The sequence below is a fragment of the Marinobacterium nitratireducens genome (genome assembly GCF_014645375.1).
GTDB classification, from domain to species: Bacteria; Pseudomonadota; Gammaproteobacteria; order Pseudomonadales; family Balneatricaceae; genus Marinobacterium_A; species Marinobacterium_A nitratireducens.
Genome location: NZ_BMLT01000003.1, coordinates 391,259 through 417,258 on the forward strand (window position 1 = coordinate 391,259; position 26,000 = coordinate 417,258).

Here is a 26,000-nt window from a genome sequence, read left to right on the forward strand (position 1 = left end):
AGGGGCGGGCAAAAGGGGTCAAATCAGCGGGTCGCCTCGCCGGCGAGGTTCTTGTCGACCAGGCTGACGAAGAGTTCCTCCAGGCGGTTGGCCTTGTTGCGCATCGAGCGCACTTCGATGCGCTGCTCGGCCAGTTCCCGGAACAGCCGGCTCAGGCCCTGGTTCTTCTCGACCTCGACCACCAGGGTATGGTCGTCGTCGAGCTTCGCCGGATAGCCATTCAGCGCCGGGACGCCCTGCTGCGGCGGGTCTATGTCGAGGATGAAGGTCTCGGTGTTGAGCTGCTGCAGCAGCGCACGCACGCTGGTGTTCTGGATGATGCGACCGTGGTCGATAATGGCGATATTGCGGCAGAGGCTTTCGGCCTCCTCCAGGTAGTGGGTCGTCAGGATGATGGTCGTACCGGCCGCGTTGATCTCGCGCAGGAAACTCCACATCGAGCGGCGCAGCTCGATATCGACGCCCGCGGTGGGTTCGTCGAGAATCAGCACCCGGGGTTCGTGCACCAGCGCGCGGGCAATCATCAGGCGGCGCTTCATGCCGCCGGACAGCATCCGCGAGACCTGATTGCGCTTGTCCCAGAGCCCCAGTTTCTTGAGATAGAATTCCGCACGTTCACGCGCCACGGCCTGCGGGATTCCGTAATACCCGGCCTGGGTGATGACGATATCGGCAACCTTCTCGAACTGGTTGAAGTTGAACTCCTGGGGCACCACGCCGAGGCACATCTTCGCCTGGGCCTTGTCCCTGTCGAGACTGTGGCCGAACACCTCGACCTCGCCGGCCGACTTGTTGACCAGCGACGAAACAATGCCGAGAGTTGTCGACTTGCCGGCGCCGTTGGGCCCGAGCAGCGCGAAGAAATCCCCCTGCTCGACTTCGAGCGAAATCCCCTTCAGGGCCTCGAAGCCGTTGTCGTAGGTTTTGCTGAGGTTGCGAATCGATAGCGCTGCTGTCATCAGTCCTTCCTGTATTGCTGGCACCGGGCCTGGGGTAGATGGGGACCCGATCGCCATATTTCAACCGGCTGCCGAAGAGATTGACAGGCTACGGGCTCGGGGGTTTGATAGAATGGCCGCCGAAGTCACTCAGGAAATCCACGATGATCAGCGACTATCACCCCTTCCACCTCAACCTGCTCAAGGTGGCCTACAACAACCTGCTGCGCCATGATCCCTTCGACCAGAACCAGCTGTCGGAAAACGACGCCGAGTTCCGCCACCAGCTGGACGCGCTGGTCGATGCGATGGAGCAGCAGCGCGGGGATTATATCGAATCCGGTCAGGAAATTCTGTCCCGGCTGGTGCGCCACTACCCGGAACTGGTTCCACTGGTCCCCCGGGACCTGTTCTGGTACTTCGGTGGCGAGTGCCTGCACTACATGCCGGACGACGAAATCGAGATCTTCCAGCAGCTCGACGAAGAGCGCCATGCCGCCGAAAGCGAAAACCGGCCGTTCAATTACGAAGAGACCCGGGCGCGGATACTGGGTCTGCATTGACCCTGGGACCCTGCGGGACCGGGAATGACCCCGGTGCCAAACGGCTTCGCGGCGAGGCGCCGCTCCTACGCATCAAGGCACCTTTATCCCCCCTGTGGGACCGGCGCCCCGCCGGGAATAACCTGCCTGGGATAAAAGCTTCGCTGCGGGGAAGTGCCCCCGAGTTTGGGTACCCGGCTCCTGCGCGCTGCCTATCAGCCAGACTCCGCACGCTCGACGACGCTCTGAACGTTCTGCGACCAGCTGCGGTTCTCTTTCGAAATCAGCGCCTCGATACGATTGACGAACAGCGAAAAGGCGGCGTCGCTGCCGTAAGGCTCGGCGCCGGTCAGGAACAGGAACTTCTCGTGCTTGAGCGATTCGGCGCAGGTTCGGTATTCGATCCAGTTTTCCTGGTACTGATTAAGGCTCACCAGCGCCGAAGCCAGGGCGATAAGCGCACCCAGCACTGCCACCACGATATCCACCGGAAGCACGTCACGCCCGAACCCCGCCAGCAGCGGAATCGACGCCGCCGCCGCGATCTCGAATCCGCGCAGCCACTTGAAACGCAGCTGCGCCTGACGGCTGCGACTGCTGTACCAGCTGATCTGACTGTCCACCCGCTCCGCGATGTATTCCTCTGAGTTCATGACTGGCGCCCTCCCGTTACTGCCAGTATAGGAATCAAACATTCGTTTGTTACGACGCCCCGGCTAACTGGGTCGACTGCTAAGCTGATAGGGCCCCGGGTCGAGCGGTCTTGCGGGGCATTCCAGGGATCACGGAGAACGCCATGGCGGCGATCTTTATCAGCCACAGCAGCGCCGACAACGAGGCCGCCACCGAACTCGCGGAGCGTCTCAGGGCACGGGGTTTCCATTCGCTGTTTCTCGACTTCGACCCCGAGCAGGGCATTCCCGGCGGTCGCAGCTGGGAGCGGGAACTGTACAGCCGCCTGCGCAGCGCCCAGGCGGTCCTGGTGCTGTGCAGTCCGGAATCGATGGCGTCCAACTGGGTGTTCGCCGAAATCACCCATGCCCGCGCACTCGGCAAGCCGGTTGTACCGCTGCGGCTCGCCCACTGTGAACTGCACTCGATTTTGCGCGACGTGCAGCGCATCGACTTCGCGGCGGACCGCGAGGCGGGCTTCGCGCGTCTGTGGCGCGCCCTGGGCGAAGCCGGACTCGACCCCAGCGACCCGCAAAGCTGGCAGGCCGACCGGCCGCCCTACCCGGGCCTTGCGGCATTCGACGAAGACGACAGCGCGGTGTTCTTCGGCCGCGACGACGATATCCGAGCCGGCATCGAGACCCTCAATCGCATCCGCCGCTTCGGCGGTGCCCCGCTACTGCTCTTCCTCGGGCCCTCCGGCAGCGGCAAGTCCTCCCTCGTACGGGCCGGCATTCTGCCGCGCCTGAGGCGCAACCCCGGCTGGCGCGTGCTCGAGCCGATTCGCCCAAGGTCCCGGGCGCTGGCAACACTGGCCGCAGGTCTTGCGCCCGCTGACCATGACGGCGCCTGTCGCCGCCTCGCCGACGGCGACCCCCAGGGCCTGCCCGGCTGCCTGGAGGCCTTCTTCGACAACAGCGATTCGGCGGATACCTGGCTGGTGCTGGTGATCGACCAGCTCGAGGAGCTGTTCGACCCCGAGAACCGCGACGCCGACCGACTGGTCGAGCTGATCCGGCTGCTCGACCAGGGACCCGCCCGCCGGCTGATCCTGGTCGGGGTGATGCGTTCGGACTTTCTGGATGATTTTCAGTCCCACCCGGTACTCAAGGCGCTGCCGTTTCAGGATCAGTCGGTTCGGCCGCTGGCGCTGTCCGACCTGCACCAGGTCATCGCCGAGCCTGCGCGACTGGCCGGCATCGAACTCGAACCAGGCCTGGTCGAGCGCATGATCGACGACACCGGCAGCAGCGATGCCCTGCCCCTGCTGGCGTTCGCGCTGCGCGAGCTGTGGGAAAACTGCGGCCGCAAGGGGCGTATCGGGCTGACCGACTACGAAACCGAACTGGGCGGTATTTCAGGCTCGATTCGACGCGCCGCCGACGGCGTGCTCGCCGCAGCCGGTCCGGACAGCGACGCCCTCGACGCCCTCCATGCCGCCTTCCGTCGGCTGGTGCGCATCAACGAAGAGGGCCAGTACGCGCGCCGGGTCGCGCGCCTCGAGGAACTGCCAAAGCCCGGCCGGCCGCTGCTCGAGCGCTTTGTCGAGGCCCGCCTGCTGATCGCCGGCAAGGACGGCGATCAGCTCGAGGTGGCTCACGAAGCACTGTTTCGCGTCTGGCCGACGCTGCGCGCCTGGCTCGACCAGGACCGTGAGTTCCTGCTCTGGCGGCGGCGCCTGCAGCCTGCGGTCGAGCAATGGACGCGGTCATCGACGGTGCTGCGCGACGCTCCACTCGACGAGGCCGAACGCTGGTACCGACGACGGCGCGACGACCTTGGCGCCACCGAGCTTGAGCTGATCGAGCAGAGTCTCGACCTGCGCCAGCGCACGCGGCGCAGCCGCAGGCGGCGCCAACGGGCTTTCGTCGGCGGCCTGACCGGCATTACCCTGGTGGTCAGCGCACTGCTGGCCTTTGCGCTGCTGCAATGGCAGGCCGCCACCGAGAGCGAAGCGCAAGCACGCGCGCGTCTGGCCCGCACCCACTGGCTCAGTGGTGTCAGCTTTCGTGACGACCGGGAGGATACGGTGCGCGCCGCCCACCATTTCGCCCGCAGCGCGACCCTGCTGCCGGATACGCCCAGAGGCAGCGCCGCCCGCCAGGCGCTGGCGTTTCTCGACTCGGGCAGCTGCCTGCGCCAGGTCATCGCCCCGCCGCAACCGCTTTCGGGCGCGGCGCTGTCGCCGGATCTTGGGCGCGTCCTGACCTGGACCGCCAGCGACAGCATACAGCTCTGGGACGCCGCCGGCGGGCTGCTCGGCGAGCCCGGACACGCCGGCATTCGAGGCGCGTCCTTTTCCGCGCGGGGACGGCTGCTGACCTGGGGGGGCAGCGGCGGAGTTCGACTCTGGGACAGTGACAGCGGGCAGCTCCTGGCGCGTCTGGGCGACGACGCCGGCAGCCGCGGCGCGGAGTTTTCCGCCGACGGTCAGACAATTCTCGCCTGGTTCGACGACGGCCGCGTGGGTCTGTGGGATGAGCAGCTGCGGGCGCTGAACGCCAGCCGCCATGCCGACAGGGTGTTGCAGGCCGCCTTCACGCTCGATGGCCGCCGGGCCCTGAGCCTTGGGCGCGACAACGTTATTCGGCTGATCGCGGCCGAAAGCCCGGCCGCGTCGCAGCCGTTGCAGCTGCAACACCCCACTCAGGTCGTTGGCATGGCCCCGGGTCAGGGCTCGCTGCTGAGCTGGGACGCCGAAGGTCGGGTCTACCTCTGGGATCTGGCGCAAGGTTCGCTGCAGCGCCGCTGGCTCGACAGCGACGGCGGCCCGTTCAACGGCGCCGCCTTCGTACATCCGGACAGGTCGCTGCTGCTGTGGAACCGCGAAGGCCTGATGCAGCTGCGCCGCCTGGACGACGCCGCGCCGCCGACGGAGTTTCGCCATACCCAGCCGCTGGCGGGCGTGCGGGTCAGCCCGGACGGTCGCCGCATCGCCGGCTGGGATGTCGGGGGCGAAATCGGCATCTGGTCGGATGACGGCCGCCGGTTGCAAAGGCTCGTGCATCAGGATGCCGTAATCGGCGTGCGCTTCATTGCCGACGGCCGTCGCCTGCTGAGCTGGAGCCGGGACCGCAGCGTGCGTCTCTGGGATCTTAGCAGCGGCCGGGAGCTCGGCTACCCTATCCATCTCAGGTCCGCTGCGGCTGCCGCGAGCTTCGATCGCGACAACAACGCCATTGCCGGCTGGAGCCGGCAGGGCGATGTGCGCCTCTGGGGACTGGCGCCGCTGGCGGCGCTACCAGAATCCGCAGATCCGCTACTCGATGTACGCCCTGCAGCTGACGGCCAGTCGCTGCTGAGCATCGATCTTGGCGGCGCCCTGCAGGCCTGGTCGCCGACCGGCGCCGTCTCCGAAGGCACCGGGCGCTCGCGCTTGGAACCGCTGCAGCAGGGTCGCCTGTCCGCGGACGGACGCTGGCTGCTCGATGTCGGCCGCGACCGGCTGCGGCTCTGGCCTGTCGCAACCGACACCGCGCCTGTGTCCGTCGAGGAACTGCCACCGGGGCTGCGCGAAGCACGACTGAGCGGCGATGACAGCATCCTGATGGCCTGGGGTTCCGGCGACTTCGCCAGGCTCTGGCGTGTTGCGGACGGTCATTATCTGGGACAGCTCCCCCACGACCGCCCCCTGCTGGACGCCGCTGTCGACGTCAGGGGCCAGTATGCCATCACCAGTGACGCCGGGTTCTCCGCCTATCTGTGGGATCTTCGTGAACAGCGACAGCTACTGAAGTTCCGTTTCGAGCAGGGGGCGCTGGGTCGGGTTGCGCTGTCCGGCGATGGCCGGCGGGCGCTGGCGCTCAGCCTCGACGGCGAAATTCGCGTCTGGAACAGCACGGACGGCAAGCTCCTGACCCGCCTGGACAAACACCCGGCGGCCGGGGACGCCCTGTTCAGCGCCAACGGTGAACGCATCCTGAGCTGGGACAGGTCAGGCCTGATCCGGCAATGGCACAGCGCCGACGGCACCGAGGCGGGACCCTCGATGCGCCATATACCGGCCAGTCCGGACGCCGCGCTGAAGGGGCTTGCAACCGACCCTGACGGCCACCTGCTGCTGAGCTGGGACAGCCAGGGCAGCCTTCGGATCTGGGATCTCGCCACCGGCCTTGCGGTCTCGCCGAGGTACCGCCTCGGCGAGCCGGTAGGCGGCGCCGGCTTCTGGCGGAGCGTGCCGCCCGCGATCTATGCCTGGGGTGAGCGCCGCATCAGGCTCTGGCCGTTACCGCAACCGGCGGACGGCAACCCGGAACAACGGCAGGCCCTGCTGACCGGTACCCGGCTCAGTGACGACGGCGAACTCGAGGTGCTGGACAGCATCGACTGGCACGCCCGCCGCGCGGCCTGGCCGGGTGAAGGGGCACCCTGCGCTTACTGAAGCACGTTGACGAAGCTGTCTGACCAGGCGCACACCCAGTCACCGTCGGCATCCCAGGCCCGGACCTGCAAGCGGTGCCGGCCCAGCGACGTTTGTTGCGCCGTGCCGCGGCCGTCCCAGCGGCGTTCTTCGTCGAGGCCGACCCAGTGATTGGGCCGCACGCCCCCGGGCAGCAGCTGCTGATCGACGAACTCGTGCCGGCTGCCGTCACCGGACTCCGACACCCGGAAGAACTCCACCGACAGGCTGTCGAAATCCGAGCGCGAGAAGAAACGGTAGCGCGCATCCTCATGCTCGCTGACGCGGATACCCGGAGGTCCGAAACCGAGACGATCGATGGCCACCGAGCCGACCGCCTCGGGACCTGCGCCAAGCCCATAGATGCGAAAATCGGGCAATGTCTGCGTGCCGTCCGGCCCGCCCCTTGCCGTTACGGCGATGATGGCGTCGCCGACATCGTCGCCCAGCCAGGGGGGCAGCTGAAAGCGGACAATATGCCTGCCACCGTCGAGTCGCGGCAACGGAAAGGTCAGCACCTCGCCGCTGCCACGCTTGCTGATCTGCACCTCGACCTGCCCGGGTCCGCCATGGGCATAGTCGATCACCAGCGGCCAGCCGCCGCGAACGGCCGCGCGCATGGCAAAGGCGCTGCTATTGAACAGCGGCGCCAGCTCGGGACCGCCCGTTGCCCAGTCGCTCTCCATCGGCTGGTCCGCTTCGGCTGCGGCCCGGTTATGCGCGATCAGAGCGGCAATTGCGGTCAGCGCGGCAACGCCGGCGAGAACCGCAGGCATATTGGAGCCGCCGTTGTCGCCACGGGGTTCGCCATAATCGGGGTATTTCGGATCCAGAACGTCGTCGGGCGCAGCGAAGACGCAGCTGCTGCACAAAGCCGCGAGCAACAGCAGTCGCCGTGCCGAACGGCCGTTCATCCAGGCATTCATCGCCGCCGCACCTCAGGCCGAAATCTGCCAGGGGGCTTCGTCACTGGAGCGACAGGCGGTGGCGTCGATCACCTCGGGCCTGCCATCGATGATCACCTCCTGCTTGAAGTTCCGGCACTGCTTGCCACCCTCGTCATGCACGGCACTGGTCGGCGTGATGACATATTCATTGCCGGATTCCTCGTTGCGCCAGCGCCGGGTCTCTCCACTGTCCGCTTCGTTCAGGGTCTCGGCCAGCTTGCGGCGATCGGCCTCATCCATTTGATAGCCGATCATACGCCCCAGCGCAGCCCCCGCGAGCGTACCGAGCAATATTCCCGCACTGCCGCCGTCGTCGACCTGGTGCCCGATAATGCCGCCAAGCAGTCCCCCTAGCAGAGTGCCGGTATCCTGCTTGCTGGCACCGGCGCAGGCCAGCAGCGTGGCCGTCAGGCCGAGCAGCGCGAGCGAACGCGCGACTTTCCCCATCGCAGCCCCCTTGTCTGTGGTGGTTGGCGGGCACGGACAGCCGCAACGCTTTGCGGGATATCCGCACCTGCTTTCAGAGTAGCGTATCAAACGCACGTTTACCCCCCGGCAACCCCATGAACAAGCCCCGACCGGGGGGGACGGGGCTCATTGGACTCGACTTGGAGCCCTGCAATGGGCTCGAGGTCATCGATCAGCACGCGAGGACAGTCCGCCGCAGGGGAAAGCTCAGGCGGCCAGCAGGCGCCAGAGGCGCTCGTCATCGAGGTGTTCGGCAGCCATCGCATCGAAGCCGACATCCTGCCGGGTACGGCGATCAAGACGGACGGGCCTGCAAACGGCACGGCGACTCACAAGGCGACGGATCAGTTTGTACAGTTTCATGGTGGAATCCTCCGTTTAGGGCCCGGCGTCAGAACGCCTGTCCCGGCGGCTGCTGTTCCATGGCCAGGTATCCGGTGAACAGGTGCTGGCGTTTTTCCTGCAGTGGATGGAAGTGCGACGCCTGGCTGTCCCGGAACAGCGCTTCAATGCCGTTGCCGCACATGAAGCCTCGACCGCCGCTGGCCTCGAGCGCCTTGGAGGCGGTCAGCTTGCACGCCTCGGCGGCAATGGTCTTGCGCTTGACGATCTCGTTGACCGTTTCCAGGCAGGCCTCGAAGCGGAAATCGTCGACCAGCTCGATCATGCTGGCATGGGCCAGCTCCGCCGTGGTCAGGGCATTCTCCATCTCGCCAAGCAGGTACGGCGTTACCGGATCCCGGCTGCTCTTGCACAGCGACCTTGCCCGCGCCGCGGCCTCGCGGGCGACTCCGCAATAGACCGACAGGATAAGTGGCAGCGCCACCGGCAGTACCACCGCCCAGATGCTGTGAAAGTCGCCGCGTGGCCGGCGCAGGGCGATGCTGGCGTCCGGTATGAAGACGTTTTCCAGCTTCACACTGTTGGAACCGGAGCCGCGCATACCCAGCGGATACCAGTCGTCCAGTAGCGACACGCCTTCCGCCTTCAGCGATACCGGGAAGTGCAGCACCTGCCAGCCCGCGTCCGGATCCTCCCAGGGCGCCGAGGTGACCAGCACATCCCCGGCGGGCGAGCCGCTGGCAAAGCGCTTGACGCCGCTCAGGCTGAAGCCGCCTTCGACCCGCTTCATGCAGCCGTTGGATGCCAGCCAGTCGCCGGCGCCGGTACTCACCAGCACCAGTTCGCAGGCACCGACCTTTTCCAGCAGTGCCCGGCCCGGACGACCGTGCAGGTCGTTGTAGCGATTGGCCGCGACGATGTGCGTATGCATCGAACAGGACAGCGCTGTCGACGGATGCAGTGCGGCGAGCGCGCCGAGAAAGCCACAGAGCTCCCGGTACCTGAAACCGCCGCCGCCACAGTCCTCGGGCACCAGTGCAGAAAAGATCTTCGCCTCTTTCAGCAGCCGGTAGTTGTCAGTTGAAAAATGTCCGTCCCGGTCGGCCGCAGCTCCGTTTTCCCTGATCTGATCGCCAACGCACTCCAGGATGCCGGCCAGCTTTTCGTTCAGTGCCAAAGTTTTCATTGGGTTAGCCTCACAATATTGTTGTTATCAACTTGCAGAAATCGGCGCTTGGGCGGCGCCCCCGACAACAGCCGTCGACACCAGTGCACCGCGGGAAAAAACCAGAGGAGAGCAGCCGCCTGCTGCAAAGTCCTGCACCTCACCGACCAGCATCAGGTGATCACCAAGGGGAATGCACCGGTACAGCCGACAGCGGATCCAGGCGATGGCACCGGGGATTCTTGGAACCGACCCGGCGGCACCCTTCTCCTCGATCTCCTCGATGTCCGCGAACTTGTCGGCACCGCGAGTCGCGAAGCGGCGGGCCAGATCGGCCTGGTCGTGACCGAGAACCGAAATTAAAAAGTCGCTGCAGCGGGAAAAGACATCGAAGCTTGCCGAGCGGCGATCGATGCACCAGCCGAGCAACGGTGGGTCCAGCGAAATCGACACTAGGCTGTTAATGGTCATGCCAACCGGACTGCCATCTGCCCCCCGGGTGGAGGCAACGGCGACGCCGGTCGTCCACACGCCGAGCGTTTTACGCAATTCGGCGATATCGATGGTTGTTTTGATTGACTGACACATTCCGAACCTCCCGAAAAAATCACCCTGACCACGAGATTCAGGTTACGCCTGGAGGCCGTTGCCTTTTACTTCACAAACTGGAGAAACCCACTACAGTTTTTGTAGTAACGCACTACTGGAAAAGTAGTTTCCTACCCCCGAAGGCGGAGCCCTGTCATGAGCTACCAACAGTTCTGCCCGATCGCCAAGGCCATGGAGGTGCTGGGCGAACGCTGGACCCTATTGCTGGTAAGGGAATTGTTGATGGGCGCTACCCGCTTCAGCGAGTTTCAGCGCGGCCTCGGTCAGATGTCGCCGAGCCTGCTGACCAAGCGCCTGACAAGCCTGGAGCAGGACGGTCTGCTGGTGCGCAAACGGATTCCGGGACAGCGCGGCTACGAGTACTTTCCGACCGATGCCTGCCGCGACCTCATGCCGGTGGTCGAGCAGATGGGGCACTGGGGCATGCGCTGGGCCAGGGATCGTCTGACCGAGGACGACTATGACCTGGAGCTGCTGATGCTCTACCTCGAGCGCAGCATCTGCCCCGACAAGCTCATCGGCCAGGAAACCGTCATCCGCTTCAACTTCAACGATATCGGCGAATACCCGAACTGGTGGATCGTGGTCAGCGGGGGTGATGTCGATGTCTGCGTCCACGACCCCGGAAAGGAGGTCGACGTCTACTTCACCGTCTGCCTCAAGGTCATGTGCCAGCTGTGGATGGGCGATATCAGCTACCGCAAGGCCATCGCCGACGGCACGCTCAAGCTGATCGGACCGCCGGACCTGACCCGGCATGTGGAGCGCTGGCTCAAACCCAGCATCTTCGCCGGCATTCCGCCGGCGCGCGCTATCGTGGAGCCGGCGTGATAGAGGATGGAACCCCCGGCCTGGCAGACTGTTGAAAATCTATCTGCGTTGCCGAATGCTGTGTTAAAAGGCAGGGGATCACGCCCAGGGTAAATCCTAGGATGGGTGAAACGACGCTTGGTACGGGGCATCCGTTGCCGACTCGGCCCAGGCGTCGTGGAACCCATCAGGGTGGCGGACCTGCAGGAGCGCGCACAGGGCGCGAGCCCCAGGGCTGCAGTTTCGCAGGGGATTGGACCTCTGAAATTGATCGAAAATGACAGCGCACCATGGCACGCCGGACACCGTCATAGCCGCGGCGTGGCGCGCTGAACGATAGCCTCGACATCGACGCCGCGAGGCAGATTGCCGTAGACCAGGCCGCTGACCTCGGGGTTGAGGCGCGAAGCGCAGAACGCATCGGCCACGGCGCTGTCACCGAAACGCACCAGCAGCGAACCCTGCATTGCCAACGCCATTTTCTCCACCAGGCTGCGGGCCCGCAGTTCGAAATCGTCCCGGTCGGCGAGCTCGGCCTGAAGCTTTGCCATGAACAGGTCCAGATGGCGATTGCCGCCCGCGGCGTGCCGGATCTCCGCGGCAAAGGCCTCAAGGATGCCGGGGTCGCGCCCCATGGCCCGCAGTACGTCCAGACACTGAACGTTGCCACTGCCCTCCCAGATCGAGTTCACCGGAGACTCGCGCAGCAGCCGCGGCATGATGCAGTCCTCCATCAGCCCCATGCCGCCGATACACTCCATCGCCTCGTAGGCGTGGCCCGGCGTGCGCTTGCAGATCCAGTACTTGCCAACGGCGGTGCCAAGACGGACCAGCTGCTTCTCGTGCTCGTCCGCGGCCTGGCCGTCGAGCGCGCGGGCGATGCGCATGGTCATCATCAGCGCCGCCTCGTGCTCGATCGCCAGATCCGCCAGCACGTTGCGCATCAGCGGCTGATCCGCAAGGCGCTTGCCGAAAGCCGACCGGTGGGCCGCATGGTGCGTCGCCTGAGCAACCGCCTGACGCATGCCGGCGGAGGATCCGATCATGCAGTCGAAACGGGTCATCGCCACCATCTCGATGATGGTCGGTACGCCGCGCCCTTCCTCGCCGATCATCAGCGCCCAGGCGCCGCGCAGTTCGGTTTCGCTGGAGGCGTTGGCAACGTTGCCCATCTTGTTCTTGAGACGCTGGATCTGCAGCGGATTCTTGCTGCCATCGGGCCGCCAGCGCGGCAGCAGGAAGCAGGACAGACCGCCCGGCGCCTGGGCCAGTACCAGGTAGGCATCGCTCATCGGCGCGGATACGAAATACTTGTGCCCCACCAGCTCGTAGGCCTGCCCCGGACCGCCAGTGTCCAGCGGATAGGCCCGGGTGGTATTGGCGCGCACATCCGAACCGCCCTGCTTCTCCGTCATCGCCATGCCGATGGTGAGCCCGGGCTTCTGCGCATCCGGGACGTTGCGGGAATCATACTCCCGCGCCATGATTTTCGGTGCCCACTGCTCGAAAACCTCCGGCTGCCTGCGCAGCGCCGGAATCGCCGCCGAGGTCATGCTGATCGGGCACAGGTGCCCGGCCTCGACCTGGGTCATCAGGTAGAACTTCGCCGCACGCTCGACCTGGGCGCCGGGCCCCGGGTGACGCCAGTGGGAAGCATGCAGGCCGTGCTCGATCGACGCCTTCATCAACTGATGATAGGCCGGGTGAAAGCGCACCTCGTCGCGGCGATTGCCGCGAATATCGTGGGTATGCAGCACCGGCTTGTTTTCATTGGCCTGGAAGCCCCACTCGATCCACTGCGACGAGCCGGCGAGAGCGCCGAAAGCGCTCAGGGCGTCGGACGCCCGGCCCGCGCCCTCACGCGCCACGGCCTCGACCAGCGCCCGGTCCTGCCGGTAGAGGTTATAATCGGTCAGAATCGGCGCCTGATTGAGCACTTCATGGGTTTCGGCGAGGTAGCGGCTATCGGTCATCAGCACTGATCTCCGGACGTGTCCAGGATACCGCACCAAACTGTGGACCGGCACCCCAAAAAAAGTGAATAGCAGTTCACTCCTTTACGAGTGAACCACCATTCACCTTATTAATCAACCTGCCAGAGCTCCGCCGCCAGGGCAATCGCACTATCACGAGTCGATGACAAGATCGGCAGGGTCGATGTGGTCGGGCCTGTCTGACACGCCGTGAACTCGTCCCTGAGGGCTCGGCTGCCGCCGTCCTGGCGGCAGACGGTCAGCCAGACCCGACCACATCAGCCTCGGAGAGCCCGGTGCCGGTACGAAAACTGCTTAATTTCGGCATTTGTAGAAACTGGACGGCAAAACTATCCGCCGCTCCCACCGTCGTTCAGCAGCTCGTGCACTGCGCCAGCTTCATGCCTGGTACTGTGAGGCTCGCCTGCCGGCTTGCCAGGCCACTGTCGGGTAGCGAACCGGGTTCGGTGCGTCTGTCGGTTGGCACCGCATTGTCGAGGGGTGGGGGTACCGCTTCAGGGCGACCGTCTGCCGCCATGGACGGCGGCAGTCGAGCGGTCAGGGACGACGTAAAGCGTGTCGCCCGGAAACGGTACCGCCGGCCCGGACTGGCACTCACAGTCGTCAGGTAGTGGATTGCCCTGGTTCCGCCGCCAGGCCTCGGTGTCGATCCGGTCCCGGGCATTCAGCCAGGGTGTCGAAGAACGCCACGACCGCAAATCATCAACACGCCATCAAACCCGTCCGGCATAGGCCTTGGCCTTGTCGGCAACCGAGGCCTTCGGGCCCGGCACACTGGCACCGGTCTGCGGCGTGACCGGGAAAATGGCGTTGATCTGACCGGTACCCGAGCTGCCGAAATAGGGAGTGACGATCTCGGCGCCTCGGTCGTACTCGGACCAGCCCAGTGCGCCCAGCAGCATGGCGGTATCGTGCATGAAGCCCTCGCCGTGCCCCTTGACCGCGTACTCGGGCAGCATTTGGCAGAAGGCGTCCCATTCACCGCGCTTCCACATCTCGACGACTTCGTGATCGAGCATCTCGAGGAAGGGGCTCCAGATCCGGTTGAGGTAATCCGGCGCCTGGCCGTTCTGGGCGAAGCGGTGCGACAGCGAGCCGCTGGCGAGGATTGCCACCGTGCCGTCGTAGTGCTGCTCGATTGCCTCGCGCATGGCCCAGCCAAGGCGCGCGCTGTCGTCCAGGTAGTGCGCCATGCACATGGCCGAAACCGAGATCACCTTGAAGTGCCGGTCTTGGTTCATGTAGCGCATCGGTACCAGGGTGCCGTATTCCGGGTCCAGCGAGGTGGCATCGTGTGCCAGCGTCTCGACGCCGTGCCCGTTGCAGGCCTTGGCCAGAATGCGTCCGAGTTCGGGGTTGCCGTCGAAGCCGAACTCCATATTGGAGATGAAGTGCGGCAGCTCGTTGCTGGTATAGGTGCCCGCAAAATGCGGTGCGCAGTTGATGTGGTAGGCGGCATTGACCAGCCAGTGGGTATCGAACACCACTATGGTATCCACGCCCAGCTCCCGGCAGCGACGACCGATTTCAAGATGGCCGTCGATGGCGGACTGGCGGCAGCCCTTCTGCGGCCCGTCCAGTTCCGACAGATACATCGACGGCACATGCGTGATCTTGGCGGCTAACGCGAGTTTGCCCATGCTATTACCCTTTTGTTGTTGGCTACGGGTGCTGCCCTGCAGCGACCCGGCAATTTCAGTTTGGCGTAAAAGTCGTGACGGTGACTGCGATCTGGTATCAGTTCGGGTCGCGCACCACCAGCAACCGCAGTTCGGTCATATCCTCGATGGCGTAGCGCACGCCTTCGCGGCCCAGACCACTGTCCTTCACGCCACCGTAGGGCATGTGGTCGACGCGCCAGGACGGCACATCGCCGATCACCACCCCGCCGACTTCCAGCTCATCCCAGGCTTTCTGAATCTTGTAGATATCGCGGGTGAAGATGCCGGCCTGCAGGCCAAAATCGGAGTTGTTCACCTCGGCCAGCGCCGCGTCGAAATCGCTGAAACGCGACAGGATAGCTACCGGGCCGAACGCCTCCTGGGTGTTGACGTCGAGCTCCGCAGAGACGTTCTCCAGCAGCGTCGCCTGCAGCATGGCGCCGTCGCGCTCGCCGCCGGCCAGCAGGGTGGCGCCCTGCTCCAGCGCATCGGTAACCCAGCCGTGCAGACGCGCGGCTTCCTTCTCGGAAATCATCGGCCCGATGAAAGTGGACTCGTCGTGCGGGTCGCCGGATTTCAGTGACCTGACCGCGTCGGTCAGACGCTCGCGCACGGCGTCATAGAGCGACTCGTGCACCAGTATCCGCTGCACGCTGATGCAGCTCTGGCCCGACTGATAGTAAGCGCCGAAGACGATTCGCTCGACGGCGTCTTCGATATCTGTGCCCTCGTCCACAACGCAGGCGGCGTTGCCGCCAAGCTCCAGCACCACCGGCTTTTTCCCGGCCCTGGCCTTGAGCTGCCAGCCCACTTCCGGGGAACCCGTGAAGCTCAGCAGCTTGAGGCGCTCATCGGTGGTGAAGAGATCGGCACCGTCACGGTGACAGGGCAGAATCGAGAAAGCGCCTTTGGGCAGATCGGTCTCCGCCAGTATCTCACCGATGATCAGCGCACCGATCGGCGTGAGGCTCGCGGGTTTGAGCACGAAGGGACAGCCCGCGGCCAGTGCCGGCGCGACCTTGTGCGCCGCCAGGTTGAGCGGAAAGTTGAACGGCGAAATAAAGGAGCAGGGTCCGATCGGTACCCGTTTCCACATCCCAGTGTAACCTTCCGCGCGGGGGCTGATGTCCATCGGCACCACCTCACCGCCGATGCGCACCGACTCTTCGGCAGCGATACGGAAGGTATCGATCAGCCGGGTCACCTCGCCGCGGGCGTCCTTGATCGGCTTGCCCGCCTCGACACAGAGCGCTTCGGCCAGCTCGTCGAAGCGCTCCTCGAAACGCTTCACGCAATGGTTCAGAATCGCCTGGCGCCTGTAAGCCGGAAGCTTGCGCATCGGTTCCGTCGCCTCGACCGCTGCCGCGATGGCGCGATCGATCGCCTCGACGTTGGCCAGGGCGACGCGGGTCGCGACCTCACCGCTGTACTTGTCGACAACCGCCAGGTCCTGGTTGGGCGCCTCGGCAACGTTGGCTAGGAAGTAGGGATAGCTGGATTTCAGCATTGAAGTCGGTCTCCGTCTGTGGGTCCGGGATGCACCAGGCGTCCGCTGCACCCGATACCGATCACGAATTAATTAATATATTAATTATATACCTGTAACGACACCGCCGGGATGACCTGTCCCCCGCCGGAGCGCTTCAGCGCCTCAATTTCAGGGCTTGATCTTGCAGAGCTTGCTCAGCAACCCTTTGAGCAGCTCCATCTCCTGCGGCGAGAACTGCCTGGCAAGCTCGCGGTAGCGGGCTTCCATGCCGGGACTGACGCGCTCGAACATCTCGCGGGCCTGATCGGTCAGACTGAGCAGCGTACGGCGCTGATCCTCCTCGGACTTGCGTCGCCGTATGTAGCCCTGCTGCTCGAGCCGGTTGATGATCCCGGTCAGGCTGGGGCTCAGAATACAGCACAGATCGGCGAGCTGCTTCGACTCCAGCTCCTGGTGCTCGTTGAGCGCCCGGATGACCCGCCATTGCTGCTCGGTCATCGGGATCTCCTGCAGCAACGGCCGGAAGAACCCCATGGTCGCTTCGCGGGCTTTCAGCAGCTGCAGCGGTATGGAGTCGTCAAATTTTCGCATGGGTACGGAAGTTCCTGTCTCACTACAAGCGGGTGTCGCCTGAATTATCGGACAACTGCCGCCGTCGACAAAGCCATTCCTGTCATTCATCGCTCACCGCCGGCAAAGAGCGGATGAATGTTGTTCTTGTTGAACTTGAGTACCGGATCGAGCTCCGTCATCTCGAAGGAAATCTGGCAGTAGCCGTTATCGGTAACCGGCTTCATCCAGTCGCAGAGAATCTCGAATACCCTGCCGGCGACCCGTTGCTTGAGTTCCATATCGCGCCCGTGACCGATTTTCAGGTTGAGATTCAGGAACGCGAATCCCTCGCGCCCGTCCGCAACCCGGAAGTCGTCACAGCGGATAGCGCGGCTGCGCACCCCCCCAATCGGGAAGGCGCCGGTAGACACCACGTACTCGTGCAGCGCCTTGAACAGTGACTGGAACTCCAGCTTCTGGTGCAGGTTACCCGAGTACTCAACAATAAAGTGCGGCATACCACTGCCCTCTCTTTCGTACAGGAACGCTGCTCGTCGCGATGCCTGCGTTAAATTTCACTAACAGCCAATTTAGTTAATATATTAAGTTGTGTCAAGCGGCAGCGTCGCTCGGCCTGGTCTCATCTACCTGATGCCCCCCAGTCAGCGATCGCTTCAGTATGCAGCTGTGATAGGGACAGAGCCCGCACGCAGGGGCCTTCAGGCCAGAAACCACCGCCAGTCCATCGTACGGACGCCGATATCGAAGCGGCCTTGACGCTCTACGTCGACAGAAAAGCTTTGACAAACTTAACATATTAACTATTATGATTGTTATCACGATCAAGCAGACAGCGCTTCGCAGAATTTTAGTTAATATATTAACATTAAAGGCGGCGCCGGAACTGCAGGATCCTGCCCCAAGGCTCCTGCGAACAGGCTACCGAGCCCCGGGCAGCCGGTCGCAACTCAACAACGACGGACAAGATCATGCTAAATAAAGAACAAATCGCCATCGCGGCCGACCGTCTGTACGCGGCCGAAACCGGCCGCCAGCAGATCCCGGCCCTTACGCTCGACTACCCGCAGATGGACATGGCCGACGCCTACGCCATCCAGAAACAGTGGGTCGACCGCAAGGTCGACGAGGGCCGTGTCGTCAAAGGCTACAAGATCGGTCTCACCTCCCGTGCAATGCAGATGGCCGTGAATATCGACGAGCCCGATTACGGTGTACTGCTCGACGACATGTTCTTCGAGGACGGCGCCACCCTGAACGCCGCAGACTTTCTCGATCCGCGAATCGAGGTCGAACTGGCCTTCGTGCTGAAAAAGCCGCTGTTCGGCGAAAACGTCTCGGTCATCGACGTCCTCAACGCCACCGACTATGTGATGCCCGCACTCGAGCTGATCGCCGCGCGCTGCCAGCGCACCCATCCGGAAACCGGCTACACCCGCAAGGTGTTCGACACCATCGCCGATAACGCCGCCAACGCCGGCGTCATCCTGGGCGGACGCCCAATACGGCCGACCGATATCGACCTGCGCTGGGCCGGCGCCCTGCTATACCTAAACGGCCAGATCGAGGAGACGGGCATCGCCGCCGGCGTGCTCGGCCATCCGGCCAAGGGTATCAGCTGGGTCTGCAAGCGCTTTGCACCGCACGGCATTGGTCTGGAGCCGGGCCAGGTCATCCTGGCGGGATCCTTCACCCGTCCCGTTCCGGTCAAGGCCGGCGATACCGTGCACGCCGATTACGGTCCGCTCGGCGGCATCGCGATCAACTTCGCCTGAGTCAGACAGCGAATACAGGAGAAACCTTGATGGAACTGCCCAAGAACCGCTTCAAGCAGGGCCAGGCCAGCGGCCGTCCCCAGTACGGTCTCTGGCTCGGTCTGCCCGACAACAGCGCCGCCGAGATCGCTGCCGTCGCCGGCTTCGACTGGCTGCTGATCGATTCCGAGCACGCGCCTTTCGATCTGCGCAGCATCATGGCTCATCTGCAGGCAATGGCGCCGTACGACGTGGCGCCCATCGTTCGGCCGGTCGAGGGCGACACCGCGCTGATCAAGCAGCTGCTCGATATTGGCGCCCAGACGCTGCTGGTACCGATGGTCGATACCGCCGAACAGGCCCGCCAGCTGGTGCAGGCGGTGCGCTATCCGCCGCAGGGCATCCGCGGCCTCGGCACCTCGCTGGCCCGTGCCGCACGCTGGAACCAGGTGCCGGGATACCTGCACAAAGCCAACGATGAAATCTGCCTGCTGGTACAGGTCGAGACCGCCACCGCACTGGAGAACCTCGACGAGATTCTCGCGGTCGAGGGGGTCGATGGCGTCTTTATCGGCCCGTCCGATCTGTCCGCCTCCATGGGCTACGTCGGCGATGCCGGCAACCCCACGGTGGTCGCGGCGATCGAAGCAGGAATCGGCAAGATCCGCGCCGCCGGCAAGTATGCCGGGCTCCTGTGCCTCGATCCGGCGCTGGTTACGCAATACGTGCAGCAGGGCGCAAGCTTCGTCGGCGTCGGCGTCGACACCCTGATCCTGGCCCAGGGCACCCGCAAACTGGCGCAGCAGTTCAAGAGCGACGTGCCGGTTGCGGACGACAAGCCCCAGGCCGGCTACTGAATCGAGGAGCCCGTAAGGCCCCAATGACTTACTTCAAGAGTGAATGACATGACTGCAGAAACTCTGGTCAACAGCAAACTGGTCTGCGTCGCACTGAACGACAAGGAGCAACTGGCCACGCTGGAGGCGACCTTCAACGAAGCGCCGTACAAGAAGCCGCCGACCCAGCCGGTGCTCTACTACAAGCCGCGCAACACCTGGAACCGCAACGGCGCCGAGATCGAGTGGGCGAAGGACTTCGACGGTAGCGACGTGCCGGCCATGGCGGTCGGTACCAGCCTCGGCGTGGTAATCGGCAAGGAAACCTGCCGTGTCAGTGCTGAAGAAGCACTCGACTATGTCGGCGGCTACACCATCGTCAGCGACTTCTCGCTGCCGGAGCAGAACTACTACCGCCCCGACATCAAGGGCAAGTGCCTCGACACCACAGCACCTGTAGGTCCTGAGATCGTTACGGCGGACAAGATCACCAACCCGGAAACCCTGAGCGTCAGTATTAGCGTCAATGGCGAACAGAAAAGCGTCGTTGAACTGGCCAACATGGAGCGCAGCGTTGCCGAGCTGATCAGCATCATCTCGCGCATCATGACGCTGCAGGCGGGCGAGATCATCGCCGTCGGCTTCGCCGGCAACCGTGTGCCGGTCGCCAAGGGCGACAAGGTCGAATCAAGCATCGAGGGTATCGGTACCCTGAGCAACACTCTGGGAGGCGCCTGAGCCATGAGACACGCACGCATCATCCTCGACGGCCGCGAACTCGATATCCAGATCGACGCCAACGACCGCCTCACCACCACTGACGGCGAGGCACTCATCGTAGATCTGGATTCCGACCAGATTACCTGGCTGCCGCCGGTCAAAGAGCCGGGCACCATTTTCGCGCTGGGCATCAACTATGCCGATCACGCCTCTGAGCTGGCGTTCGAGCCACCGAAAGAGCCGCTGGTCTTTATCAAGCACGCGAACACGCTGACCGGTCACAAGCAGGTGAGCTACCGTCCTGACAACATCGACTATCAGCACTACGAGTGCGAACTGGTTGCTGTGATCGGCAAAACCGGTAAGAACATCAAGCGTGAAGATGCTCTGGATTACGTAGCCGGCTACACCGTCTGCAATGACTTCGCGATCCGCGACTACCTGGAAAACTACTACCGCCCCAACCTGCGGGTCAAAAGCCGCGATTCGCTGCTGCCAATGGGCCCCTGGATCGTCGATACGGCGGACATCCCCGATGCCAACGCGCTGAAACTGACCACTACGGTGAACGGCAAGGTGACTCAGGACGGTACCACCAGGGACATGATCTTTGACGTACCTTTCGTGATCGAATACCTCAGCAAGATCATGACCCTGAACCCGGGCGACATGATCTGCACCGGCACCCCCCACGGTATCGTTGACTGCCAGCCCGGCGACACCGTCGTCTGCACCATTGAAGATATCTGCTCACTCGAGACACGCATGGTCAGCGAGCAGGAATACTACGGCGACAAATACTGAGAACAAGACCCGTCCCGGGCGCCAGGCCAAGGCCTTGCCGGGATCAGACAGAACGGGAGACACACAATGAGCGATACACTGGATACCAACCTGACACGCGCCCAGCAGTACCTGGAGCGCTTCAAGAGCAACACCACCGGTCACTACATCAACGGTGAATTCACCTTAGGTGCCGGCGGCAGCGAATACGACAACGTCACCCCGACCGATAACAGCTCCATCGGCAAGGTGATGGCGGGCTCCGTTGCCGACATGGATGCCGCCTGCCAGGCTGCCGAAGATGCCTTCGTCGAGTGGTCTGCGATGCCGGGTGCCGAGCGCAAGCGTCTGCTGAACAAGTTCGCCGACCGCCTGGTCGAGCGTGCCGACGAAATCGCCCTGGTCGAGTCCATGGACTGCGGTCAGGCGATCCGCTTCATGAAACAGGCCGCGGTGCGCGGCGCCGCCAACTTCCGCTTCTTCGCCGACAAGGCGCCGGAAGCGCAGAACGGTCTTGCACTGCACCAGGACGAGCACACCAACTACACCGTACGCAAGGCGATCGGTCCGGTGGGCATCATCACGCCCTGGAACACGCCGTTCATGCTGTCCACCTGGAAAATCGCACCGGCACTGGCTGCCGGCTGCACCGTGGTGCACAAACCGGCCGAACTGACCCCGCTGAGCGCCTACATCCTCGCTGAAATCGCCGATGAAGTGCTGCCCAAGGGCGTCTGGAACATGGTGAACGGTTTCGGCGAAACCGCTGGCAAGCGCATGACCGAGCACCCGGCGATCAAAGCCGTTGCCCTGGTCGGTGAATCCGCCACCGGTTCCCACATCATGCGCCAGGGCGCCGATACCCTCAAGCGCATGCACTTCGAGCTGGGCGGCAAGAACCCGGTTATCGTCTTCGACGACGCCGACTTCGAACGCGCGCTGGATGCCGTCGTGTTCATGATCTACAGCCTCAACGGCCAGCGCTGCACCTCGTCGAGCCGTCTGCTGATCCAGAGCGGTATCCGCGACCGCTTTCTGGCCGCTCTGGAGCAGCGTGTACGTAACCTGAAGGTCGGTCACTCTCTGGATCCGAACACCGAAGTGGGCCCACTGGTTGCGACCGAGCACTACAACAAGGTACTCAGCTACTTCGATATCGCCAAGGAGGACGGCGCCACTATTGCAGTGGGTGGCAAGCGTATCGAAGAAGCCCGTGGCAACATCGACCCGGCCGGCAACTACCTGGAGCCGACCCTGTTCACCGGCGCCAACAACCGCATGCGCATCGCCCAGGAAGAGATCTTCGGCCCGGTGCTGACCGCTATCTCCTTCGACACCGAAGAAGAGGCAGTCGCCATCGCCAACGATACCCAGTACGGCCTCTCCGGTTACATCTGGACCGAAAACACCGGCCGCGCCATGCGCATGGCCAAGCACGTCGAGGCCGGCATGCTGTGGGTGAACTCCGAGAACAACCGCAACCTGCCGTCGCCGTTCGGCGGTATCAAGATGTCCGGCATCGGCCGCGACGGCGGCGACTGGAGCTTCGACTTCTACATGGAAACCAAGAACGTCTGCATCGCTCACGGCACCCACAAGGTGCCGCAGCTCGGCAAAGGCTGAGGCGCAAGGACGCTCCGAAGAACCGATAACGCCTCCCGATCAAGGCCATTCGCTTGCGAATGGCCTACGCTTTTTCTGGCGACAACAACAAAAAGGTAACAGCATGCGCAAACTCGCCTCCCTGCCCGCCTTCGCGCTCTCGGCCACACTGCTGGCCGGCGGCGCCCAGGCAGCCGAATACAACCTGCGTTTCGCCCACTTCTGGCCCGCGACCTCCGGCATGCACCAGGCCTTCGAGAGCTGGGCGCAGGCGCTGGAAGAAGACTCCGACGGCCGAATCGAAGTGGAGTTTTACCCGTCCCAGACGCTGGCCAAGGCGCCGCAGAGCTACGATGCGGTGAAAAACCGCATTGCCGACCTCACCGCCACCGTCCTGGGTTACAGCGCCAACCGTTTCCCGCTGACCCAGGTGGTCGAGCTGCCGGGCCTGGTCAAGACCGCCACCCAGGGCTCCTGCATGGTGCAGTCGCTGTATGACGAGGGACTGATCAGCGCCGAGTTCGAGGACACCCATCCCATTTACCTGTTCACCCACGGCCCCGGTCACCTGCATACCAAGGAAAAGGCTATCCACGAACCCGAAGACCTGGCCGGTCTGAAGATCCGTCGCCCCACCACCGTGGTGGCCGAGCTGCTGGAGGGTCTCGCTGCCCAGCCGGTCGGCATGCCCGCGCCGGAAGCCTATCCGTCGCTGCAGCGCGGCGTGATCGACGGCGTTTCGTTTCCCTGGGAGGGCATGAAGAGCTTCCGGCTCAACGAGGAGGCCAGTCACCATACCGAAATCGGCCTCTACACCGTCTCCTTTATCATCACGATGAACAAGGGCATCTACGACGGCATGCCGGATGACCTCAAGCAGATCGTCGACGCGCACTCCGGCCAGGCATGGGCGGCCAAGGCCGGCGCGGCCTTCGATGAGCTCGACAACCTCGGGCGCCAGGAGGCCGTCGACGCAGGGCACGAAATCATCACGCTGGAAGGCGGCGCCGAGAACCCGGCCTGGAAACCGGTGCTCGATGCGGCCACCGAGAAGTACCTCGGCGGACTCGAGGACAAGGGACTCCCGGCTCGAAAGGTTTACGCCAGGGCGAAAGAGCTGAGCGAGAGCTGCGGCTGATCAAATACCACGAGGTCAGGGACGTCGCGAAACCGCCAACCGAATGCAGTCGAGCTGCAAGACGATTGATTTGACGGGTTTCGCGATGCCCGAAAAGAGGTGTAAAACCTGCAGGCTAAAAGGGATGCATCACTCTACCCATCCTACCCGGCCGGCGCTCCGGTCGTGGCCCCAACCTATAAAAAACGGGTCGCCCGAGGTATCAGCGCTGAATTGATGTATAGAAAGGAGATAATTGGAGCGGTAAGAAAATTCGAGTGCAACGGCGCTATCACTGAGCCCCGCCACCATCACTGTGCCAACCGACACCAATCGATCTGCAATACGATCGATTCGACGGGTTTCGTGATGCCCGAATGGCGTGGAAAACCTGCAGGCTCAAAGGATGCATCACTCAAGCCGTCCTACCCGGCCGGCGCTCCGGTCGTGACACCGACATGTAAAAAGAGGGGTCGCCCTGAAGATAGGTACTGAGTGGAGGTATCTTGAGGGGATGTATTGGAGCGGGAAACGAGACGCAACCGGCCGGCGTCCCGGTCGTGGCCCCGACGTATAAATAGCGGGGTCGCCTTTCAGACGGGCAGGGATTTTAAGTAACAAAATAAGGAAAATTTGGAGCGGGAAACGAGACGCAACCGGCCGGCGTCCCGGTCGTGACACCGACATGTAAAAAGCGGGGTCGCCCTAGAGATTGGCGCGGACGTTATTACTTGGAACCAAGAATGATTGGAGCGGGAAACGAGACTCGAACTCGCGACCCCGACCTTGGCAAGGTCGTGCTCTACCAACTGAGCTATTCCCGCAATGGCATCCCGTAGGGGGTTCGAACCCCTGTTACCGCCGTGAAAGGGCGGTGTCCTAGACCACTAGACGAACGGGACACTGTGACCTCCTCATCAGAGGAGGCGCGTATTTTATGTACCTTTCCGAACGCTGTAAAGAGCCCGGACCCACTTTTTCAGTGATCGATTGCGGGCCGGTTCCGTCAGGGTTGCCTGACCGCCGGTTTTGCCACCCTACCCCCGCCATTCAGCACCCGATAGCAACCAAACCCGATCACAACACCCCAGAATGCGGATGACAGCCCGAACAGCGAGAGCCCGGATGCCGTTGCGATAAAGGTGATCAGCGAGGCTTCGCGATGGCTGGCATCCTCCAGCGCCGCGGACAGGTTGCCGGCGATGGCACCGAGCAGGGCAAGGCCCGCCAGTACTGCGACGAAAGCCGCCGGAAGCGATGTGAAAAGACCGACGATCGTACCGGCAAAGAGCCCGCCAACCAGATAGAAAACACCGTTGAAGACACCGGCCACGTAACGGCGGGACGGATCTTCATGGGCATCCCTGCCGGTACAGATGGCGGCGGTGATCGCGGCCACGACCGTGGTGATGCCGCCACAGAACGCCATGGGCAGCGACACCAGGCTGGTCACGGCTATGATCGGTTTCGCTTTCACCCTGTAGCCCGCACTGTGCAGTATCGCCATGCCTGGCAGGAACTGTCCGGTCAGACTGACGAGCACCAGCGGTATGGCAAGGCTGAGGGTGGAGCCGAACGTCCACTGCGGCGCGATAAAGTCAGGGATTGCGACCTCCCAGGTCACGCCCGAGAGGGAGGCGCCCTCCAGCAACACGGCAAGTGCGACACCCGCAACCAGCAGCAGCACCAGCGTGTATTTGGGAACGAAGCGTCTGAAGATCAGGTAGGAGACCAGCATTCCGATCGCCAGCGCAGGTGTATCTTCTATCGCGCCGAAGGCGCCAACACCGAACTGGAACAGTATGCCGGCCATCATGCCGGCAGCAATGCCCTTCGGAATCAGCCTGACAATGGCATCGAAAGTGCCGGTGACACCGATAACGAAGATGATCAGGGCCGCGGTGATATAGGCCCCCACCGCCTCGTGCAGCGAAAGCTGTGGAAACAGCGATACCAGCAGGGCGGTACCCGGCGCCGACCAGGCCGTGACAATCGGCGCCCTGAGCCAGAGCGACAGCAGGATGCCGGATACCGCGGCGCCGATGGAGATGGCCCAGACCCAGGAGGTCATCATCTCTTCGGAGATACCGGCTTTGGCACCGGCCTGAAAGAAAATGGCCAGAGGACCCGAGTAGGAAATCAGCACCGCGAGGAAGCCCGCCACCATGGCAGGGACGGACAGATCTTGCAGCAATCGCCTCATGGGTTGTTCCTTGTCGTTTTCGGTTATCGAGCGCCGGGGCGCTTCGTTTCACTCAGCGGCACCCTACATGATCTTCCCACCAAAGCGCGGTCAAGCATAAGAAAGGTTCATCGCGCCTAAGCTGGAAAAACGTAAATCGTAGGATGGGTGGAGCGACGCATCGGTACGGCGTTTCCGTCACTGATGCGGCCCGGGCGTCGTGCAACCCATCTTGGGCGTCGGTTCGGCACCATGCATGTAGCCGACTACTTGATGGGTTCCCTGATATTTGCTCCTGCAATATCAGGATTCCCACAGTCCCTAGTAGTTGCGCCGCGTCAACCTCGCTTTAAGCGTCAAGCAGGGAGCCATTGCGGCTCCATCCATCCTACTTTTGGCC

At 63.4% G+C, this 26,000-nt stretch carries 22 protein-coding genes and 2 tRNA genes; 9 read left to right on the forward strand and 15 right to left on the reverse strand.

The genetic code is table 11. The annotated features are described in order from the left end of the window. Positions 1–23: 23 nt before the first annotated feature. The gene (locus IEX85_RS07450; RefSeq protein ID WP_188859957.1) at positions 24–959 is read right to left on the reverse strand and encodes an ABC transporter ATP-binding protein; all 936 of its coding nucleotides are present in this window, start codon (positions 957–959) and stop codon (positions 24–26) included. Between the two features lie 143 nt (positions 960–1,102). Between IEX85_RS07450 and IEX85_RS07455 the strand changes: the two genes are divergently transcribed. After that, on the forward strand, positions 1,103–1,501 hold the full coding sequence (locus tag IEX85_RS07455; RefSeq protein ID WP_229721827.1) for a PA2817 family protein: 399 nt from the start codon (positions 1,103–1,105) through the stop codon (positions 1,499–1,501). 194 nt (positions 1,502–1,695) lie between these two features. On the opposite strand, the gene IEX85_RS07460 is transcribed toward IEX85_RS07455, so the two are convergent. Beyond that, positions 1,696–2,133 carry a DUF4231 domain-containing protein gene (locus IEX85_RS07460; RefSeq protein ID WP_188859958.1) on the reverse strand — a complete coding sequence of 146 codons (438 nt, stop codon included), beginning with the start codon at positions 2,131–2,133 and terminating at the stop codon, positions 1,696–1,698. Between the two features lie 143 nt (positions 2,134–2,276). On the opposite strand from IEX85_RS07460, the gene IEX85_RS07465 reads away from it, so the two are divergent. Then, positions 2,277–6,533, forward strand: coding sequence for an nSTAND1 domain-containing NTPase (locus IEX85_RS07465; protein WP_188859959.1), 4,257 nt, complete (start codon positions 2,277–2,279; stop codon positions 6,531–6,533). Here IEX85_RS07465 and IEX85_RS07470 read toward each other — a convergent pair. The 5 genes from IEX85_RS07470 to IEX85_RS07490 form a co-directional block, all read right to left on the reverse strand. Beyond that, positions 6,527–7,477: a hypothetical protein gene (locus IEX85_RS07470; RefSeq protein ID WP_188859960.1), complete on the reverse strand. Its 951-nt coding sequence runs from the start codon at positions 7,475–7,477 to the stop codon at positions 6,527–6,529. The genes IEX85_RS07465 and IEX85_RS07470 overlap by 7 nt on opposite strands. A 12-nt stretch (positions 7,478–7,489) precedes the next feature. Beyond that, a complete protein-coding gene (locus tag IEX85_RS07475; RefSeq protein ID WP_188859961.1) occupies positions 7,490–7,945 on the reverse strand; it encodes an RT0821/Lpp0805 family surface protein in 456 nt (151 codons plus the stop codon). A 228-nt stretch (positions 7,946–8,173) separates the two neighbouring features. Next, complete coding sequence (locus IEX85_RS07480; protein WP_188859962.1) at positions 8,174–8,329, reverse strand: hypothetical protein; 156 nt, start codon at positions 8,327–8,329, stop codon at positions 8,174–8,176. A gap of 28 nt (positions 8,330–8,357) precedes the next feature. Beyond that, complete coding sequence (locus tag IEX85_RS07485) at positions 8,358–9,494, reverse strand: acyl-CoA dehydrogenase family protein (protein ID WP_188859963.1); 1,137 nt, start codon at positions 9,492–9,494, stop codon at positions 8,358–8,360. A gap of 27 nt (positions 9,495–9,521) precedes the next feature. After that, positions 9,522–10,061 (reverse strand): flavin reductase family protein, encoded by a 540-nt coding sequence (locus IEX85_RS07490; RefSeq protein ID WP_188859964.1) that lies wholly within the window; start codon positions 10,059–10,061, stop codon positions 9,522–9,524. Between the two features lie 156 nt (positions 10,062–10,217). Between IEX85_RS07490 and IEX85_RS07495 the strand changes: the two genes are divergently transcribed. Continuing rightward, positions 10,218–10,913, forward strand: a complete 696-nt coding sequence (locus IEX85_RS07495) for a winged helix-turn-helix transcriptional regulator (RefSeq protein ID WP_188859965.1) — start codon at positions 10,218–10,220, stop codon at positions 10,911–10,913. Positions 10,914–11,200: 287 nt separating this feature from the next. Here the strand turns inward: IEX85_RS07495 and IEX85_RS07500 are convergent, their stop codons facing one another. From IEX85_RS07500 to IEX85_RS07525, 5 genes are all read right to left on the reverse strand, one after another. Next, positions 11,201–12,865 carry an isovaleryl-CoA dehydrogenase gene (locus tag IEX85_RS07500; protein ID WP_188859966.1) on the reverse strand — a complete coding sequence of 555 codons (1,665 nt, stop codon included), beginning with the start codon at positions 12,863–12,865 and terminating at the stop codon, positions 11,201–11,203. 734 nt (positions 12,866–13,599) lie between these two features. After that, positions 13,600–14,526 (reverse strand): 3,4-dihydroxyphenylacetate 2,3-dioxygenase, encoded by a 927-nt coding sequence (gene hpaD, locus IEX85_RS07510; protein ID WP_188859967.1) that lies wholly within the window; start codon positions 14,524–14,526, stop codon positions 13,600–13,602. A gap of 97 nt (positions 14,527–14,623) precedes the next feature. After that, positions 14,624–16,054, reverse strand: coding sequence for an aldehyde dehydrogenase family protein (locus tag IEX85_RS07515; RefSeq protein WP_188859968.1), 1,431 nt, complete (start codon positions 16,052–16,054; stop codon positions 14,624–14,626). A 150-nt stretch (positions 16,055–16,204) separates the two neighbouring features. After that, a complete protein-coding gene (hpaR, locus tag IEX85_RS07520) occupies positions 16,205–16,627 on the reverse strand; it encodes a homoprotocatechuate degradation operon regulator HpaR (RefSeq protein ID WP_188859969.1) in 423 nt (140 codons plus the stop codon). Positions 16,628–16,713: 86 nt separating this feature from the next. After that, on the reverse strand, positions 16,714–17,106 hold the full coding sequence (locus IEX85_RS07525; RefSeq protein WP_188859970.1) for a 5-carboxymethyl-2-hydroxymuconate Delta-isomerase: 393 nt from the start codon (positions 17,104–17,106) through the stop codon (positions 16,714–16,716). Positions 17,107–17,577: 471 nt separating this feature from the next. On the opposite strand from IEX85_RS07525, the gene hpaH reads away from it, so the two are divergent. The 6 genes from hpaH (at position 17,578) to IEX85_RS07555 (ending at position 23,439) form a co-directional block, all read left to right on the forward strand. Then, positions 17,578–18,381, forward strand: a complete 804-nt coding sequence (gene hpaH, locus IEX85_RS07530) for a 2-oxo-hept-4-ene-1,7-dioate hydratase (RefSeq protein WP_188859971.1) — start codon at positions 17,578–17,580, stop codon at positions 18,379–18,381. A gap of 29 nt (positions 18,382–18,410) precedes the next feature. After that, positions 18,411–19,217, forward strand: coding sequence for a 4-hydroxy-2-oxoheptanedioate aldolase (hpaI, locus tag IEX85_RS07535; protein WP_188859972.1), 807 nt, complete (start codon positions 18,411–18,413; stop codon positions 19,215–19,217). Between the two features lie 48 nt (positions 19,218–19,265). Continuing rightward, positions 19,266–19,934, forward strand: a complete 669-nt coding sequence (locus IEX85_RS07540; protein ID WP_188859973.1) for a fumarylacetoacetate hydrolase family protein — start codon at positions 19,266–19,268, stop codon at positions 19,932–19,934. 3 nt (positions 19,935–19,937) lie between these two features. Further along, on the forward strand, positions 19,938–20,720 hold the full coding sequence (locus IEX85_RS07545) for a fumarylacetoacetate hydrolase family protein (protein ID WP_188859974.1): 783 nt from the start codon (positions 19,938–19,940) through the stop codon (positions 20,718–20,720). A 66-nt stretch (positions 20,721–20,786) separates the two neighbouring features. Continuing rightward, positions 20,787–22,322, forward strand: coding sequence for a 5-carboxymethyl-2-hydroxymuconate semialdehyde dehydrogenase (gene hpaE, locus IEX85_RS07550; RefSeq protein WP_188859975.1), 1,536 nt, complete (start codon positions 20,787–20,789; stop codon positions 22,320–22,322). A 103-nt stretch (positions 22,323–22,425) separates the two neighbouring features. Next, on the forward strand, positions 22,426–23,439 hold the full coding sequence (locus IEX85_RS07555) for a TRAP transporter substrate-binding protein (protein WP_188859976.1): 1,014 nt from the start codon (positions 22,426–22,428) through the stop codon (positions 23,437–23,439). A gap of 727 nt (positions 23,440–24,166) precedes the next feature. Here IEX85_RS07555 and IEX85_RS07560 read toward each other — a convergent pair. The 3 genes from IEX85_RS07560 to IEX85_RS07570 all read right to left on the reverse strand — a co-directional run bounded on the left by IEX85_RS07560 (position 24,167) and on the right by IEX85_RS07570 (position 25,621). Then, positions 24,167–24,242: transfer RNA gene (locus IEX85_RS07560), tRNA-Gly, on the reverse strand. 2 nt (positions 24,243–24,244) lie between these two features. Then, positions 24,245–24,320 (reverse strand) — tRNA-Glu (locus IEX85_RS07565). A gap of 104 nt (positions 24,321–24,424) precedes the next feature. Next, the gene (locus tag IEX85_RS07570; RefSeq protein WP_188859977.1) at positions 24,425–25,621 is read right to left on the reverse strand and encodes a benzoate/H(+) symporter BenE family transporter; all 1,197 of its coding nucleotides are present in this window, start codon (positions 25,619–25,621) and stop codon (positions 24,425–24,427) included. Positions 25,622–26,000: the final 379 nt, after the last annotated feature.

Bases quoted from the DNA above. Each gene is read 5' to 3' on its own strand.
- IEX85_RS07450 (WP_188859957.1), bottom strand. From the start codon at position 959: ATGACAGCAGCGCTATCGATTCGCAACCTCAGCAAAACCTACGACAAC.
- IEX85_RS07455 (WP_229721827.1), top strand. From the start codon at position 1,103: ATGATCAGCGACTATCACCCCTTCCACCTCAACCTGCTCAAGGTGGCC.
- IEX85_RS07460 (WP_188859958.1), bottom strand. From the start codon at position 2,133: ATGAACTCAGAGGAATACATCGCGGAGCGGGTGGACAGTCAGATCAGC.
- IEX85_RS07465 (WP_188859959.1), top strand. From the start codon at position 2,277: ATGGCGGCGATCTTTATCAGCCACAGCAGCGCCGACAACGAGGCCGCC.
- IEX85_RS07470 (WP_188859960.1), bottom strand. From the start codon at position 7,477: ATGAATGCCTGGATGAACGGCCGTTCGGCACGGCGACTGCTGTTGCTC.
- IEX85_RS07475 (WP_188859961.1), bottom strand. From the start codon at position 7,945: ATGGGGAAAGTCGCGCGTTCGCTCGCGCTGCTCGGCCTGACGGCCACG.
- IEX85_RS07480 (WP_188859962.1), bottom strand. From the start codon at position 8,329: ATGAAACTGTACAAACTGATCCGTCGCCTTGTGAGTCGCCGTGCCGTT.
- IEX85_RS07485 (WP_188859963.1), bottom strand. From the start codon at position 9,494: ATGAAAACTTTGGCACTGAACGAAAAGCTGGCCGGCATCCTGGAGTGC.
- IEX85_RS07490 (WP_188859964.1), bottom strand. From the start codon at position 10,061: ATGTGTCAGTCAATCAAAACAACCATCGATATCGCCGAATTGCGTAAA.
- IEX85_RS07495 (WP_188859965.1), top strand. From the start codon at position 10,218: ATGAGCTACCAACAGTTCTGCCCGATCGCCAAGGCCATGGAGGTGCTG.
- IEX85_RS07500 (WP_188859966.1), bottom strand. From the start codon at position 12,865: ATGACCGATAGCCGCTACCTCGCCGAAACCCATGAAGTGCTCAATCAG.
- hpaD (WP_188859967.1), bottom strand. From the start codon at position 14,526: ATGGGCAAACTCGCGTTAGCCGCCAAGATCACGCATGTGCCGTCGATG.
- IEX85_RS07515 (WP_188859968.1), bottom strand. From the start codon at position 16,054: ATGCTGAAATCCAGCTATCCCTACTTCCTAGCCAACGTTGCCGAGGCG.
- hpaR (WP_188859969.1), bottom strand. From the start codon at position 16,627: ATGCGAAAATTTGACGACTCCATACCGCTGCAGCTGCTGAAAGCCCGC.
- IEX85_RS07525 (WP_188859970.1), bottom strand. From the start codon at position 17,106: ATGCCGCACTTTATTGTTGAGTACTCGGGTAACCTGCACCAGAAGCTG.
- hpaH (WP_188859971.1), top strand. From the start codon at position 17,578: ATGCTAAATAAAGAACAAATCGCCATCGCGGCCGACCGTCTGTACGCG.
- hpaI (WP_188859972.1), top strand. From the start codon at position 18,411: ATGGAACTGCCCAAGAACCGCTTCAAGCAGGGCCAGGCCAGCGGCCGT.
- IEX85_RS07540 (WP_188859973.1), top strand. From the start codon at position 19,266: ATGACTGCAGAAACTCTGGTCAACAGCAAACTGGTCTGCGTCGCACTG.
- IEX85_RS07545 (WP_188859974.1), top strand. From the start codon at position 19,938: ATGAGACACGCACGCATCATCCTCGACGGCCGCGAACTCGATATCCAG.
- hpaE (WP_188859975.1), top strand. From the start codon at position 20,787: ATGAGCGATACACTGGATACCAACCTGACACGCGCCCAGCAGTACCTG.
- IEX85_RS07555 (WP_188859976.1), top strand. From the start codon at position 22,426: ATGCGCAAACTCGCCTCCCTGCCCGCCTTCGCGCTCTCGGCCACACTG.
- IEX85_RS07570 (WP_188859977.1), bottom strand. From the start codon at position 25,621: ATGAGGCGATTGCTGCAAGATCTGTCCGTCCCTGCCATGGTGGCGGGC.